Here is a 14,784-nt window from a genome sequence, read left to right as displayed (position 1 = left end):
CGGCGGACGTGAGCGGCGTGTTGTGCCCCCTCGCGGCCGCGGCCGCCCGGCGCGGGCGCTACGCGCCCAGGCGCTCGATGAGCTCGCGGTAGCGCTCGGCCGTCCGCGCCACGATCGCCTCGGGCAGCACCGGCGGCGTCCCCTGCCGATCCCAGTTCGCGCTGAGCCAGTCCCGCACGATCTGCTTGTCGAACGACTCCGTGCGGTTCCCCGACCGGGCGTCCCAGTAGCGGCTGGAGTCGCTCGTCAGGACCTCGTCGGCAATCCGGATCTGCCCCGAGGCATCACGCCCGAACTCGAACTTCGTGTCCGCGATGACCACCCCGCGGTCGAGCGCGATCGCCGCCGCCTCGGAGTAGACGCGGAGCGAGAGGTCCCGCAGCTGCGTCGCGACGTCGGACCCGACGAGGTCGACCGTCTGCTCGAAGGAGATGTTCTCGTCGTGCTCGCCCTGGGGCGCCTTGTACGCCGGCGTGTAGATCGGTTCGGGCAGCTGATCGCCGTTCGACAGACCAGCGGGGAGGGGGACGCCGCAGACACTGCCGGACTGCTGGTACTCGGCCCATCCGCTGCCGACGAGGTACCCGCGGACGACGCACTCGACCGGGAACATCTCGAGTGGCATGACGTGCATGGAGCGCGACGCCACCGACGACGGCACCGGGGTCCCGCCGGCGGACGGCGCGATGAGGTGGTTCGGCACGTCGGCCAGCTGGGTGAACCAGAAGCGGGACAGCCGGGTGAGGAGCTCGCCCTTCCCCGGGATCGGCGGCTCGAGCGCGAAGTCGTAGGCGCTCACCCGGTCGGACGCGACGAGGAGCAGCTCGGTGGCGCTCGCGACGTCGGCGGTGCCGGTGGGGACGTAGAGCTCGCGGACCTTGCCGGAGGAGACGTGCTGCCAGCCGTCGAGGACGGGCGCCGGGCTCATCGGGCGACCTTCGCGGCGATGTCGGTACGGAACTGCGCTCCCGCGAGCGTGATGTCGCCCAGGCCGGCGTAGGCGCGGTCGCGGGCCTCGGCGAAGGAGGACCCGGTGGCGACGACGCTCAGCACCCGCCCGCCGGTCGCGACGAGCTGGTCGTCGAGGACCCCGGTGGCGGCGTGCGCGACGGAGACCCCCTCGCGCGCGTTCGCGGCGTCGATCCCGGTGATCGGCCGACCGGTCTGCGGGTTCTCCGGGTAGCCCTCGCTCGCGAGCACGACCGTCACGGCGGCCTCGTCGCGGAACGACGGCGCCGGGGTGCCCCCGAGCTGCCCGGTGGCCGCGGCGAGCATCAGCCCGCTCAGCGGGGTCGCCAGGCGGGGGAGGACGACCTGGGTCTCCGGGTCGCCGAAGCGCGCGTTGAACTCGATGACCCGGACGCCCTGCTCGGTGACGATGAGTCCGCAGTAGAGCAGGCCGACGAACGGCGTGCCCTCGTGCTCGAGCCGACGGACGGTGGGGAGCGCGACCAGGTCGGTGACCTCGTCCACGAAGGCCTGCTCGGACGCCCAGCGGTCGGCGAGCCAGGGCAGCGGCGAGTACGCGCCCATGCCGCCGGTGTTCGGCCCGACGTCGCCGTCGCCCAGTCGCTTGTAGTCCTGTGCGGGGCTGAGCGGCCGGACGTCGTGACCGTCGCTCAGGAAGAACAGGGAGACCTCTTCGCCGTCGAGGAACTCCTCGACCACGACGTGGCCGTGCTGCAGCCAGTAGGTGGCGTGGTCGATCGCTGCCTGGCGGTCCTCGGTCACGAGGACGCCCTTGCCGGCGGCGAGCCCGTCCGCCTTCACGACGTAGGGGGCGCCGAGCTCGTCGATCGCGGCGACGGCCTCGTCGACGGTGCCGGCGTACACCGGGCGCCCGGTGGGCACCGCCGCCTCGGACATGATCCGCTTCGCGAAGGCCTTGGAGCCCTCGAGCTGCGCGGCGGCCTTGCTCGGACCGAACACCGGGATGCCCCGTGTGCGGACCGGATCGGCGACACCGGCGATGAGCGGCGCCTCGGGCCCGACGACGACGAGTTCGACACCGTTCTCGAGCGCGTACTCGGCGACGAGGGCACCGTTCGTCGGGTCGATCGAGACGGTCTCGACGTCGGCCGCGATGCCGGCGTTGCCCGGCGCTGCGGTGATGACGTGACCGGCCTGCTCCGCGAGGAGGGCCGTGATGATCGCGTGCTCGCGGGCACCGGAACCGAGGACGAGGATTCGCACCCGATCACCCTACCGATCCCGACTCGCCCGTTGCGATGCGACGGCTAGCCTGTGGACATGCCACCCAGGAGGATCGAGGACGCGGAGGGCCGCGCCGCGCTCACCGCCGTGCAGCAGGGGGCTACCGCTCGGCCGACCCTGGCGACTGCGGTGCGGTGGTCGTTGCAGCGCCTCGCGGAGGACGTGCCCGGCAACAGCGTCGAGGTGCGGGTCCCGCCGTTCGCGGCGGTCCAGGCCGTCCCCGGTCCCCGGCACACCCGTGGGACGCCGCCGAACGTGGTCGAGACGGACGCGGCCACGTGGCTCGCGCTCGCCACCGGCGAGCTGCGCTGGGACGAGGCCGTCGCGCAGGCGCGCGTCAGCGCGTCCGGGTCGCGTGCGGACCTGACGGACTTCCTGCCGGTGCGTCTGGCCGTCTGAGACGGCCGCCGACACGGGACAGCAGACGGCCCTGAAGCGGGACGGCAGACGGTCGCGGAGCAGCCAGCAGACGGTCGCGTGTGCCGGACGGGAGGAACGGTGCCAGCCCGCCCCGCGCCTCCTGGTCCGTACGGACGCAAGTACTTAGACGGCCTCACCGAATTAGGTAGTACCTACTGATGTGACGTCACCGACCCGGCGAATACCGTAGAAGTCGCCGGGATTCGGACCCGACCCGAACGGGTCCGAACCCGGCGACAGGGTCAAAGGTACGCGACATTCCGTACATCCTGTCAACCGTTCCGGCGAGTCGTGCTGCATTCCGCAACGAACCTGCGGCTTCCGGAGGCGCGGTTGCGCCCGGACGACTCGCCGATCAGAGCAGCTCGGCGAGCTCCGTGCGCGCGTGCAGGTCCCACTTCGTGAACACCCGTGACAGATGGGCGTCGATCGTGCGCACGCTGAGGCCGAGCACCTCGGCGATGCGGCGGTTGCTCATGCCCTGTGCGGCGAGCTCCGCGACCTCGTACTCGCGGTTGGTCAGCGGTGGCTTCACCCGTCCTGCCGACACCGCCATCCCGTGCGACGCGAGCACGCCCTGGGCCGCGATGATCCGGGTCCGTTCGTCGGCGCGGATCGCCTCGGCGTACTCGACGATGGCTCCCGCGAGCGGTCCGTCGACCCGGGTGGCGGCGTCGCGCATCCGTTCGAGGGACGCGGCGGAGTCCCGCCCGTTCAGCATGTCGTTCGTGTAGTGCAGCGTCTGCGCGTACATGACGTGCGTCCAGGACCCACTCGCCGTCCCGCGCTCGATGATGTCGTCCGCGTGCCGCAGGCCCGCCGGGTTGCCGAGCACCGCCTCGGTCCACGCGATCGTCACCGCGATCTGCTCGCCGATGATCCGCATCGCCCGGAGCGGCGTCGACCGGGCGCGTTCGAGCGCTGCTGAGGCTTCCTCGGCGCGGCCGGCGTAGGCGTACGACATCGCGAGCCGTGCCCACGGGTAGGCCGCGAACCCGCCGTGGTCCGCCACGTCGTACCGCTCGCAGGCGGCGGAGAACGCGGCGATGGCGTCGTCCCAGCGCCGCTGGCCGAGCGCGAGGTTGCCCTCGCCGATGAGCTCGAGCGTGAAGTCGTACTTCAGGTAGGGACTGGACCGGCGGACCGGGACCTCGGTGATGAGGTCGGCGATGTCACCCCGCCAGACCTGCAGCTGGTGCAGCACGGAGACGATCTCGCCGACGCTCCAGGGGGCGTCCTCGAGGTGCTCGACCGCGGTCGCCAGGCAAGCCCGGCCGAACGCCGCCGCCTCGTCCAACCGCCCTCCGGTCGCGAGGGCCATCACCGCGCACGGCGCCAGGCAGAGGAAGGCGAACGGCACCGTTGCCGCGTGCACGATGCCCGAGCGCTCGAGTTCGGCGCGGACCTCGTCGAAGCTGCCGCCCCAGCCGAGGTGGGCGAGCCGCAGCAGTCGGAGCCGTTCGACGGCGTCGCCGGAGACGAACCGTGCGGCGACGTCGGTGAGGGCCACCGCGGCGAGGACGTCGTCGTCGTGGAACTGCCGGATGTTCGCGAGGGTCTCGCACGCCTCGATCACGGCGTGGTCGTCGACCTCGGTCGGGGCCGAGCACACCACGGCCCAGGCCGCCTCGGCGTCGGCGCGACCGGCCTCGCGACCGGTGCTGTACGAGTGCGCGAGCGACCGCAGGCAGTGCGCGGCGACCCGTTCGCTCGGGCTGAGCGTGGTGCGCAGGGCCGCCGAGGCGAGGGCGATGCCGCTCTCGTGCTCCTGCAGCCGGACGGCGACCTGGGCGGCGTCGAGCAGCTGGTTGACCGGGGGCAGCACGCCGCACTCCAGCGACCACAGCGCGGCACGGAGCCGGGCGGCCGGCGGGGCGCCCTCGGGGCGGTCGGTGCGGAACGCGTTGGCGCGGGCGAACAGCGCCGTGCGCCGGGCGACCGGGACGAGTGCCCGGACGACCTCGCCGACGAGCGGGTGCGACGGCCGGACGACCGCGGCGCCGTCCTCGAGCGAGTCGATCCGGACGAGGCCGAGCGCCACCACCCGGTCGACGTCCCCCCCGCTGACGAGCCCGATCAGCCGCGCGAGGGGGATCGGGTCCGCGAGGGCGACGATGTCGACCACGTCGCGGAGGTCCTCCGGCAGCGAGCCGAGCTCGGTCCGGTACATGTCGGCGAGGCTGTTCGACGCCGTCACCGGGCCCCGCCAGTACCAGCCCGTGGCGGTCTGGTCGAGGGCACCGGAGGCGAGTGCGGACCGGACGACCTCGCGGATGTAGAGCGGGTTGCCGGCGGTGGCGCGGTGCACCCGCTCCGCCGACGCCGTCTCGAGCTGGGCACCGAGCGCCTCGGCGATGAGGGACGAGGTCTCGTGCAGGTCGAGCGGTTCGAGGTCGATGCGCTCGAGCAGGTCGTCCTGCCACAGGGCGCGCAGGGGTTCGGGGAGCGCGGTGAAGTCGCGGCACGTCAGCACGAGACGGGCACCCTGCTCGCGGACGAGCCACGCCACGTACCGCGCCGAGATCGCGTCGAGGTGGTCGGCGTCGTCCACGCGCAGGAGGACGTCGCGATCGGTGAGCTCCTCGCTCTCGCGGAGGCGCTGCTCGGCACCCCCGGCACCGACGAGCTCGGCGAGCGACCCGGGGAGCTCCCCGAAGCGCTCGGCCACCGCGCCGAACGGCATCGAGCGGCTGGCGGCGACGGCGGTGATCGGCACGACGAGGGTCCGGCCGGAGGTGTCACGCCCGGAGACGCGGTCGGTGACCCGCACCGCCGCCGAGCTCTTGCCGAGACCGGGAGCCCCGACGAGCGCGACGCTCCACCGGTGCTCGGCGACGACGGAGACGGCTCGGTCCTCCTCGCGACGCTGGAGGATCGGCCAGCCGATCCGCGCCGGGATCCGGGAACCACGAGTGGTCCGTTCGCGCATCTGCCGTACCTCCTCCCCGTGGATACCGATCGGTAGGGACCATCCTCTCCCGGATCGACCTGGTCGCACAGACCGGAGCACGTCCCACAGTGGGGGACAATGGGACCGTGAGCAACACCGATCGACCCGACGAACGACCGGCTCCGGCGCCGAACGCCGTCTCCTCCTCCGACGAGGTGACGATCCGTCGCGCCCCGAAGTTCGGCGTCTTCATCGTGGGCGGTGCGGTGCTCGGCTTCATCGCGACGCTCATCGTGGTGTCGCTCACCATGGACATCGACCGCGGGGACACGCAGGAGACCGCGAGCTTCGGCAGCCTGGTGGGGTACTTCAGCCTGTGGGGCGTCACGATCGGCGCCTTCGTCGGCGCGGTCGTCGCCGTCGTCCTGGACCGCGTGTTCTCGCGCCGTGCGGCTCGCCTCACGGCGGAGCGCGTCGAGGTCGAGCTGCCGCCCGAGACGGTGGACGGCGAGATCGAGGACCACGGCGACCAGGCGCGGTAGACGCGACCGGACGAACGGACGGGAGGCGCGGTGCCAGCTGGCACCGCGCCTCCAGTCCGTTGCCGGGTCGCGTTCGCGACCGTCGCTCAGCTGAGCTGGTTGGCCTCGACCCAGGAAAGGTACTCCGGGCTGACCGTGCCCGTGACGTACTCGCCCGTGAAGCAGCTCATCTCGAGATCCGTGACGTCGGAGCCCTCGATGATCGCGTCGCGCATGTCGCCGATCTCCTGGTAGATCAGGTGGTCGCTGCCGAGCACCTTGTTGATCTCCGGGATCTTCCGGTCGTGGGCGATGAGCTCCGCGCGGGTCGGCATGTTGATGCCGTAGACGTGCGGGTACCGGACCGGGGGAGCGGCGCTCGTGAACGTGACCTCGTTCGCACCGGCGGCGCGGGCCATCTCGACGATCTCGCGGCTCGTGGTGCCGCGCACGATCGAGTCGTCGACGATGAGGATGTTCTTGCCCTTGAACTCGGACGACATCGCGTTGAGCTTCTGGCGCACCGACCGCTTGCGCTCCGCCTGCCCCGGCATGATGAACGTGCGGCCGACGTAGCGGTTCTTGTAGAAGCCCTCGCGGTACTCGATGCCGAGCTTCTGCGCGACCTGCATCGCGGCCGGGCGGCTCGAGTCCGGGATCGGCATGACCACGTCGATGTCACCCGTGGGGGCGTACTGCGCGATCGTGTCCGCCAGGCGGTTACCCAGCCGGAGGCGGGCGTCGTACACCGAGATGCCGTTCATCACGGAGTCGGGACGGGCGAGGTAGACGTACTCGAACGAGCACGGCACCAGGCGCGGGTTCCTCGCGCACTGACGGGCGTGCATCTGGCCGTTCATCTCGATGAAGATCGCTTCACCGGGGGCGACGTCGCGGACGATCTCGTAGCCGCCGGACTCGAGCACGAGGGACTCAGAGGCGACGACCCACTCCGGCTTGCCGGCCTCGTCGAACTTGTGCCCGAGGATCAGCGGGCGGATGCCGAACGGGTCGCGGAACGCTAGCAGCCCGTGCCCGGCGATGGTCGCGATGGCGGCGTAGGAGCCCTCGACCCGCTCGTGCACGCGCTCGACGGCGTCGAAGACCTGCCCGGGGTCGAGGTCCTTGCCGCGCACCTGGCCCTGGAGCTCGTGCGCGAGCACGTTCACCAGCAACTCGGTGTCGGAACTCGTGTTGAGGTGCCGCCGGTCGATGTCGAACAGCTCACGGGTGAGTTCCCGCGTGTTCGTCAGGTTGCCGTTGTGCACGAGGACGATGCCGTAGGGCGCGTTCACGTAGAACGGCTGGGCCTCTTCCTCGTTGCTGGCGGCACCCTTGGTGGCGTACCGGACGTGCCCGAGGCCCATGGTGCCCAGCAGGGCGCGCATGTCACGGGTGCGGAAGGACTCCCGCACGTGACCGCGGGTCTTGTGCATGTGGTGGATGTGACCCTCGACCGTGGCGATGCCCGTCGAGTCCTGTCCCCGGTGTTGCAGGAGGAGCAGTGCGTCGTAGATGGATTGGTTGGCGGGGCCCTGTGCAACGAGGCCGACGATGCCGCACATTCGCGGGTGTGCTCCAGACCGTAGAATCGGGGGGTACCGAACAAGTCTGCCATGTCACCGCGAAGGACTCAGCATGCCCAACCCGTACGCCGAAGCCGGAGTGGACACCGCCGCCGGTGACCTGGCTGTCGAACTCATGAAGTCCGCAGTCGCGGCCACCCACACCCCGTCGGTCATGGGCGGCGTCGGTGGCTTCGCCGGGCTCTACGACGTCTCGTTCCTGAAGGACTTCTCACGGCCGCTGCTCGCGACCTCCACCGACGGCGTCGGGACGAAGGTCGCCATCGCCCAAGCGATCGACAAGCACGACACGATCGGGCAGGACCTCGTCGGCATGGTCGTCGACGACATCGTCGTGGTCGGCGCCAAGCCGCTCTTCATGACGGACTACATCGCCTGCGGCCGGGTCGTCCCCGGGCGCATCGCGGACATCGTCGCCGGCATCGCCCGCGGCTGCTCGGAGACCGGCACCGCGCTGGTCGGGGGCGAGACGGCGGAGCACCCCGGGCTGCTCGGGCCGGACGACTACGACGTGGCCGGTGCCGCGGTCGGCGCGGTCGAGGCCGGGTCCCAGCTCGGCGCGCACCTCGTGCAGGACGGTGACGTCGTCGTGGCGATCGAGTCCTCCGGGCTGCACTCCAACGGGTACTCGCTCGTGCGGCACATCCTGTCGTCGCGCGGCGTCGGGTACACCGACTCGTTGCCGGAGCTCGGCGGCCTCGTCGGGGAAGCCCTGCTCGAGCCGACGCGCCTCTACACGACGCCGCTGCTGTCGCTGATCGAGCAGCACACTGGCGCCGTGCACTCGCTGTCGCACGTCACGGGTGGTGGCATCGCGGCGAACCTGGCGCGCGTGCTGCCCGTCGGGTCCTGGGTCGAGGTCGATCGCTCCACGTGGGAGCCGCTCCCCGTCTTCCGTGTGCTCGCGTCGATGGCGGGCACTCCCATCGAGGACACCGAGGGCACCTGGAACCTCGGCATCGGCATGTTCGCGGTCGTGTCGGCCGCTGCGGCGTCGGACGTCATCGCGTCGCTCGGGGCCGCCGGGCTGCCGTCGTGGGCGGTCGGGACGATCTCGACCTCGGCGCGTGACCTCGACGGGTTCGAGCAGGGCGCGAAGGGCGTCGACGGCGGCGCGGTGCGGCTCGTGGGGGCGTACGCGGGCTGAGCGCGGGGCCGCCGGCCGCGCGCGCCGCGGGCTCGAGGTCGCACGAACTGCCGTCCGGACTCCTTCCGGGCGGCAGTTCGTGCGACCGGGGCGGAGCGGGCGCGGCAGGTCGTGCGACCTCGGGTTGGTCGTTCGTTGCGTGCGCGGGCCGTTGCGGGCGCGCGGGTGCGACATCGTCGCTGTCGTGCGACCTCGGACTCGTCGTTCGTTGCGTGCGCGGGTCGTTGCGGGCGCGCGGGTGCGACATCGTCGCTGTCGTACGACGTCGAGGATGTCGTTCCGGGTCCGCGGGGCCCCGGTCGACGTCAGACGCGGGCGGCACTGGGCGGCACCGGGCGGCACGCACGACGAAACGCCGCGCTGCCCCGGAGGGTGCGCGGCGTCGTCATCGAGCCTGGGTCAGGCGGACTTGTTCTGGTCCTGCTGCGGTTCGAACTCGTCGTCTTCTTCGAGCTGGTCATCACCGTATTGGTCTGCCCAGCGGTCGACGTAGGAGTTCTCGTCCGAGTGTTGCCCGGCGGAGAGCTCTCGTTCGAGCGCACCGTAGTTCGTCTCCGGGCTGAAGTACTTCAGTTCCCGGGCGACCTTGGTGTGCTTCGCCTTCTGACGGCCGCGCCCCATGCGTGACCCCCTCGTGATCGGCTCTGGTCCGGTCCTGGCGGGAGAGGAGTCACCCGGGGAACCGAACGGTTTCGTGGTTTGAAATCTGCCTATCACTCTACCATGTACCCCGATCTGGACGTCGCCGCGACGGCCCCGCCCACAGCAGAATCGAAGTGATGACAGACGACGCGCAGGCCCCGGCCGACCAGCACGCCCGGGTCGTGGTGATCGGCGCGGGTCAGGCCGGCCTCTCGGTGGGATACCACCTCCGCCGGCTCGGCCTGACGCCGGGGAGCGATCTGGTGCTGCTCGACCGGGCGCCGAGCACGGGTGGAGCCTGGCAGTTCCGGTGGGAGGCCCTCCGCCTCGGAGCCGCGCACCGCGTGCACGACCTGCCCGGGATGAACGCGATGGGCCTCCGGTTCGACGACGCGGACCGGTCGCGACCGGCGCGGGACGTCGTCGGCGAGTACTACCGGCGCTTCGAGCAGCACTACGACCTGCGGGTCCGTCGACCAGTCTCGGTGTCGTCCGTGTCGCGCATCGGGGACAGCCCCGGAGCGTCCGGAGGTCTGTGCGTCACCGTCCGGACCGCCGACGGGCGCACGAGCCGGATCGGCGCCGAGGTCGTCGTGAACGCCTCCGGGACCTGGGGCACGCCGTTCGTCCCGTGGTACCCGGGTCGCGATGCCTTCGGGGGTCGGCAGCTGGACACGACGGAGTACCGGAGCGCGGCGGAGTTCGCCGGTCAGGACGTGGTGGTGGTCGGCGGTGGCACGAGCGCGATCGGGTTCCTGCTCGAGCTCGACGGCGTCGCCGCGCGGACCCGGTGGTTCACCCGGCGGCCGGTGGTGTGGTCGGAGTCGGCGGCGCTCGACCTCGAGTCCGCGGTGGCGGCGGTCGACGAGCAGGACCGGGCCGCACGGGCGGGGGAGACCCTGCCGAGCATCGTCTCCGGCACCGGTGTCCCAGTGTCGCGCCGGATCCGTGCCGGGCTCGAGCGGGGTGTGCTGCAGGACTCGCCGATGTTCACCCGGCTCGACGAGACCGGCGTCGTCACGGCCGAGGGTGAGCACGTGCACGCCGACGCCGTGATCTGGGCGACCGGGTTCCGTGCGGACCTGCGGCACCTCGCGCCGCTGCACCTGCGGACCGCGGCCGGCGGCATCGTGGTCGAGGACGGTCGGTCGGTGGACGAGCCGCGGTTGTTCCTCGCGGGGTACGGGCCGCAGGCGTCGACGATCGGGGCGAACCGTGCCGGGCGGCGGATCGCCCGGCAGGTGATGGACGTGCTCGCGGGTGACGATGCGGGATCGGCGCCGGCGGTCGGGTCCGACTGACCTCGCACGGTGCGACCTCGCCGACGCACCGTGCGAGGTTCCGCGCCCGGTGCGGGGCGGAGGCCGTCCCACGGAGTGCGGAACCTCGCGCACTGGCGCACGCGTCAGGCGGGCAGGGGCTCCTCGACGCCACGACGCCGGCGCGAGGCCAGCAGGAACACGGCGTCGAGCGAGAACCGCCCCGGCCCGGTCAGCGCCACCGCGACGGACGCCACCGCGAGCACGAGCACGTACTCGAACCCGCCGTCCTGCGAGTAGAACCCCGCGGACGCGTGCGCGAGCAGGCCGGCCACGACCATGTCGACCGCGAGCAGCACGCCCACGATCCGGGTCGCGACGCCGAGCACGAGGAACACCCCGCCGACGAGTTCGAGCCCGGCGACGAGGGGCGCCGCGACCTCGGCGAGGGGGACGCCCATGCCGGAGAAGCCCTGGGACACGGAGCCGATCCCCTGCGCGAACTTCTGGGCGCCGTGGGCGATGAACACCACGCCGAGGACGATGCGGAGCGCGGTCAGGCCGATGGAGGTCGATGTCGTTCGCATGCCGTCGAAGCTAACCGGTGACGCGTCATCATCCACCCCCGTCCGGGGGACTTCCCGGACATCACCAGAACATGCCCAGGCGCGGGTCCGCAGAAGCGCGGACCCGCGTTCAGGAATCGGCGCCGCGCCCGGTCTGCTGCTGCAGGCGGTCGATGTGCTCCGAGGCCTCGGCCTTGGTGAGGTCGGCGGGGAGTTCCTCGCCGGCCTCGCGGGCGAGGGTGTCGAGGTAGCTGCGCTGCGGCCCGGTCATGGGCTCGTCACCGGTGACCCACTGCTCGGGGTCCTTGCTGGCGTCGGTGCTGGGGTCGGGGCGGGCTCCGCCGAGGGTCTCGGGCTGGTCGGTGCGGTCGTCGATCGGGTCTGCGTCACTCATGGCGTGGACGCTACGCCGCACCCCCGACCGGAAACCCCACCGTGGCGTCCCCCGGACACGCGGCGCCCACGCCCGCGGCAGCGCCCACGCCCGCGAGAGCGCCCACCCGCGGCAGCACCCGTGGTCAGTCCGCGACCGCGGTGTACCGCACCAGGTCCGGGCCGACCGAGCTCACCGCGATCGGGACCGACCGGTCCTCGCGGCGGATCCAGATCGTCGCGGCACGCTCGTCGATCCGCTCGACCTCGTGCAGGGTGCCGTCGATCAGGACGGCAGCGCGGACCAGGACGTGCCCGGTGCCCGAGCGCGGCGGCAGCCCCACGACGTCGTCGCCGATGGCCGGGTACCGACCGGGCGACAGGAACGGCGACACCGGGGTGGTCACGATCTCGAGGCCCTCGTCGACCGTGCGCACCGCCACGAGCCGCACCGCCTGGTCGGTGGGGAGCGGCACGTCGACGACCGGGGCGTCCGCGGAACCCGCCAGTGCGCGGAAGGCGGGCCGACCGTCGGGGGCGAGCCGCGCCTCCAGGCCGTCGATCCGGACCCGACCGCGACCGCGTGAATCCGCGTACGTGCCGGGCTCGATGCCGGACCGACGCGCCTCGATCCGGGAGACCACCACGCGGTCCGGGCGGTACCAGTCGCGGAGCGTCGCCGGGTCGACCCAGCCGATGCGGTGCGTCGAGTCCTCGGCCGCCTGCTCGTCGAGCGCACCGAGGGGGTGCGGGCCGCGGACGGCGACGAGTCCCTCGTGCGGGCCGCCGGGCGTCGGCTCGTGGTCGAGCACCTCGACGCGCTTCGAGACCTTGCCGCCGTGCCCGTCGAACGTGGCGAACGTGCGCAGGTCGGAGATCGTCATGACGACAGATGCTACGACGAGCGACCGTCGCCGCGTGGAGGCGACGGGACGAGGACGTGCATCTCACCGGTGCACTGGGTCGGGTCGACGCCCTCGGCGGGACCGGCCGGACGGGTCGCGCGGCGCGGCTGCAGGCTGTTCCGCTGGGCCGACCGGAGCAGGCGGTCGTCCTCGGCGTCGTGCTGGACGACGCCGTGCGGGGAGCGGCGGAGTGCCGGGCGGATCGGCTCGCCGCGACGCTCCTGGCCGGGGAGCGGGCGGGATCGCCGGCCGTACAGGAGCTCGGAGGAGTCGAGCAGCCAGGGCACGAGCGCGACGGTCACGCCGTGCACGAGCAGCAGCTTCTTCCGGATGCGGCGACCGCGGTGGTTGTGGAGGAAGGTCTCCCACCAGTGCCCGACGATGAAGACCGGCGTGTAGACGGTCACGACCTCGGAGCCGTGCTCCATCCGGTGCGCCTTGATGTACTTGATGAGCGGCATCGAGATGTCGCGGTAGGGGCTCGGCACGATGGTCAGGGGGACCTCGATGCCGTACTCCTCCCACTGCGCCCGGAGCCGGGCCGCATCGGCGTCGTCGATCGCGACGTGCAGGGCCTCGAAGCTCGCGTGCTTCGCGGCGATCGCGTAGTCGAGGGCCTTGAGCACGGGCTTCTGCAGCTTGTTCACCAGGACGATCGCGTGGTCGCCGGTCGCGCCGAACCGGGTCTCTTCGTCGGCCTCGATCTCGTGCGAGACGTCGCGGTAGTACCGGTTCACGCCGAGCATGAGCACGAACAGGATCGGCATGATCAGGAACACGAGCCAGGCGCCGTGCGTGAACTTCGTGATCGTGACGATGACGAGGACGACGAACGTGAAGGTGGCGCCGGTGGCGTTGATGGCGCGGGAGCGCATGACCTGCCCACGGTTGACCGGACCGTCCGCGGTGCCCGCCCGGTCCGCCCGCAGCAGCCGCGTCCAGTGCACGATCATCCCGGTCTGCCCGAGCGTGAACGACACGAACACACCGATGATGTAGAGCTGGATGAGGCTCGTGACGTTCGCCCGGTACACGATCAGCAGCGCCGCCGCGACGAGGGCGAGCACGATCACGCCGTTCGAGTAGATGAGCCGGTCGCCGCGGGTCGACAGGGCCTTCGGGGCGTACGAGTCCCGGGCGAGGATCGACCCGAGCAGCGGGAAGCCGTTGAACGCCGTGTTGGCGGCGAGCAGCAGCACCGCCGCGGTCGTCGCCTGGATCACGAAGAAGAGGACCGTGTTGTCGCCGAACGTCGCGGCCGCGATCTGCGCGATCAGGGAACGCTGCGGCGTCGTGGCGCACTGCGCGAAGCCCTGCAGGTCGCACGCGCTCTCGGCGTAGTGCACGCGGGAGATGAGGGCGAGCGTGATGAGACCGACGAACAGCACGATCGCGATCGACCCCATGAACACGAGGGTCATCTGCGCGTTCTTGATCTTCGGGCGGCGGAACGCCTGCACGCCGTTCGCGATCGCCTCGACACCGGTCAGCGCCGAGCAGCCGGATGCGAACGCGCGGAGGAGCAGCAGGATGAACGCGGCCTGCGTCGTGTGCTCGACGTTCTGCACGGTGTAGGCGGCGGACTCCGCGACCGGGGCGTTGCCGGCCGCGGCCCGGACGAGCCCGACGACGACCATCACGAAGACGCTCGCCACGAAGAGGTAGGTCGGCACGGCGAAGGCCTTGCTCGACTCGCGGACACCCCGGAGGTTCGCGGCGGCGAGGAGCACGACGAACACCAGGGCCAGTTCGACCCGGAACTCGTTGAGGAACGGGAGCGCGGAGATGATGTTGTCCACGCCGGACGCGACCGAGACCGCCACCGTCATGACGTAGTCGACGAGCAGTGCGGAGGCCACGACGAGCCCCGCCCTCTCGCCGAGGTTCCGGTGTGCCACCTCGTAGTCGCCGCCGCCGGACGGGTACGCCTTGATGAGCTGTCGGTAGGACGCGACGACCACGACGAGCAACAGCACGACGAGGGCGGCGACCCACGGGGCGAACGTCAGGAACGCCATCCCGCCGAGCAGCAGGATCATGAGGAGTTCCTGCGGCGCGTACGCCACGGAGGACAGCGGGTCACTCGCGAAGATCGGCAGTGCCAGGTGCTTCGGGAGGAGCTGTCCCTCGAGCTTCTCGGAGGGGAGGGGATCCCCGATCAGTCGCGCTTTCAACGACCGGATCTCGTTCGTCACGAGCGGCAAACCTACTCATTTCCGGGCGCGAGTCAACACGGCCGACCCCGGTGGTATTCCCCGTCCG

13 protein-coding genes are annotated in these 14,784 nt (G+C 71.6%); 4 read left to right on the top strand and 9 right to left on the bottom strand.

Going from position 1 to position 14,784, the window contains the following annotated elements; genetic code table 11:
* Positions 1-58: 58 nt before the first annotated feature.
* Complete coding sequence (locus tag HWD93_RS13035; protein ID WP_261647035.1) at positions 59-928, bottom strand: phosphoribosylaminoimidazolesuccinocarboxamide synthase; 870 nt, start codon at positions 926-928, stop codon at positions 59-61.
* Entirely contained in the window at positions 925-2,193 is a 1,269-nt protein-coding gene (gene purD, locus HWD93_RS13030) for a phosphoribosylamine--glycine ligase (protein WP_229085417.1), read from the bottom strand. The genes HWD93_RS13035 and purD overlap by 4 nt, the downstream gene beginning before the upstream one ends.
* A gap of 57 nt (positions 2,194-2,250) precedes the next feature.
* On the opposite strand from purD, the gene HWD93_RS13025 reads away from it, so the two are divergent.
* Entirely contained in the window at positions 2,251-2,613 is a 363-nt protein-coding gene (locus HWD93_RS13025) for a sterol carrier family protein (protein ID WP_070419240.1), read from the top strand.
* A gap of 376 nt (positions 2,614-2,989) precedes the next feature.
* Here HWD93_RS13025 and HWD93_RS13020 read toward each other — a convergent pair whose 3' ends face one another.
* Positions 2,990-5,563 carry a LuxR family transcriptional regulator gene (locus tag HWD93_RS13020; RefSeq protein WP_261647034.1) on the bottom strand — a complete coding sequence of 858 codons (2,574 nt, stop codon included), beginning with the start codon at positions 5,561-5,563 and terminating at the stop codon, positions 2,990-2,992.
* A gap of 107 nt (positions 5,564-5,670) precedes the next feature.
* On the opposite strand from HWD93_RS13020, the gene HWD93_RS13015 reads away from it, so the two are divergent.
* On the top strand, positions 5,671-6,066 hold the full coding sequence (locus tag HWD93_RS13015; RefSeq protein WP_083295078.1) for a hypothetical protein: 396 nt from the start codon (positions 5,671-5,673) through the stop codon (positions 6,064-6,066).
* 86 nt (positions 6,067-6,152) lie between these two features.
* Here HWD93_RS13015 and purF read toward each other — a convergent pair whose 3' ends face one another.
* Positions 6,153-7,610 carry an amidophosphoribosyltransferase gene (purF, locus tag HWD93_RS13010; protein ID WP_070417002.1) on the bottom strand — a complete coding sequence of 486 codons (1,458 nt, stop codon included), beginning with the start codon at positions 7,608-7,610 and terminating at the stop codon, positions 6,153-6,155.
* A 73-nt stretch (positions 7,611-7,683) separates the two neighbouring features.
* On the opposite strand from purF, the gene purM reads away from it, so the two are divergent.
* Positions 7,684-8,778 carry a phosphoribosylformylglycinamidine cyclo-ligase gene (gene purM, locus HWD93_RS13005; protein WP_261647033.1) on the top strand — a complete coding sequence of 365 codons (1,095 nt, stop codon included), beginning with the start codon at positions 7,684-7,686 and terminating at the stop codon, positions 8,776-8,778.
* Between the two features lie 399 nt (positions 8,779-9,177).
* On the opposite strand, the gene HWD93_RS13000 is transcribed toward purM, so the two are convergent.
* Positions 9,178-9,399 (bottom strand): DUF3073 domain-containing protein, encoded by a 222-nt coding sequence (locus HWD93_RS13000; protein ID WP_070417000.1) that lies wholly within the window; start codon positions 9,397-9,399, stop codon positions 9,178-9,180.
* Positions 9,400-9,557: 158 nt separating this feature from the next.
* Here HWD93_RS13000 and HWD93_RS12995 point away from each other — a divergent pair, with 158 nt between their 5' ends.
* Positions 9,558-10,721: an NAD(P)/FAD-dependent oxidoreductase gene (locus HWD93_RS12995; protein WP_261647032.1), complete on the top strand. Its 1,164-nt coding sequence runs from the start codon at positions 9,558-9,560 to the stop codon at positions 10,719-10,721.
* A gap of 104 nt (positions 10,722-10,825) precedes the next feature.
* On the opposite strand, the gene HWD93_RS12990 is transcribed toward HWD93_RS12995, so the two are convergent.
* The 4 genes from HWD93_RS12990 to HWD93_RS12975 form a co-directional block, all read right to left on the bottom strand.
* A complete protein-coding gene (locus HWD93_RS12990; protein WP_261647031.1) occupies positions 10,826-11,266 on the bottom strand; it encodes a DoxX family protein in 441 nt (146 codons plus the stop codon).
* A gap of 109 nt (positions 11,267-11,375) precedes the next feature.
* A complete protein-coding gene (locus HWD93_RS12985) occupies positions 11,376-11,639 on the bottom strand; it encodes a DUF3072 domain-containing protein (protein ID WP_070416997.1) in 264 nt (87 codons plus the stop codon).
* A gap of 124 nt (positions 11,640-11,763) precedes the next feature.
* Positions 11,764-12,501 carry a hypothetical protein gene (locus HWD93_RS12980; protein ID WP_261647030.1) on the bottom strand — a complete coding sequence of 246 codons (738 nt, stop codon included), beginning with the start codon at positions 12,499-12,501 and terminating at the stop codon, positions 11,764-11,766.
* An 11-nt stretch (positions 12,502-12,512) separates the two neighbouring features.
* Entirely contained in the window at positions 12,513-14,726 is a 2,214-nt protein-coding gene (locus HWD93_RS12975) for an APC family permease (RefSeq protein ID WP_261647029.1), read from the bottom strand.
* Positions 14,727-14,784 lie beyond the last annotated feature (58 nt).

This window comes from Curtobacterium sp. C2H10, assembly GCF_025407985.1.
Taxonomy (GTDB): domain Bacteria; phylum Actinomycetota; class Actinomycetes; order Actinomycetales; family Microbacteriaceae; genus Curtobacterium.
This window is presented reverse-complemented; position numbering and strand designations above follow the sequence as displayed.

Coding starts and splice junctions, on each gene's coding strand:
- HWD93_RS13035 (WP_261647035.1), bottom strand. CDS start 928: ATGAGCCCGGCGCCCGTCCTCGACGGCTGGCAGCACGTCTCCTCCGGC.
- HWD93_RS13025 (WP_070419240.1), top strand. CDS start 2,251: ATGCCACCCAGGAGGATCGAGGACGCGGAGGGCCGCGCCGCGCTCACC.
- HWD93_RS13020 (WP_261647034.1), bottom strand. CDS start 5,563: ATGCGCGAACGGACCACTCGTGGTTCCCGGATCCCGGCGCGGATCGGC.
- purF (WP_070417002.1), bottom strand. CDS start 7,610: ATGTGCGGCATCGTCGGCCTCGTTGCACAGGGCCCCGCCAACCAATCC.
- purM (WP_261647033.1), top strand. CDS start 7,684: ATGCCCAACCCGTACGCCGAAGCCGGAGTGGACACCGCCGCCGGTGAC.
- HWD93_RS13000 (WP_070417000.1), bottom strand. CDS start 9,399: ATGGGGCGCGGCCGTCAGAAGGCGAAGCACACCAAGGTCGCCCGGGAA.
- HWD93_RS12995 (WP_261647032.1), top strand. CDS start 9,558: ATGACAGACGACGCGCAGGCCCCGGCCGACCAGCACGCCCGGGTCGTG.
- HWD93_RS12990 (WP_261647031.1), bottom strand. CDS start 11,266: ATGCGAACGACATCGACCTCCATCGGCCTGACCGCGCTCCGCATCGTC.
- HWD93_RS12985 (WP_070416997.1), bottom strand. CDS start 11,639: ATGAGTGACGCAGACCCGATCGACGACCGCACCGACCAGCCCGAGACC.
- HWD93_RS12980 (WP_261647030.1), bottom strand. CDS start 12,501: ATGACGATCTCCGACCTGCGCACGTTCGCCACGTTCGACGGGCACGGC.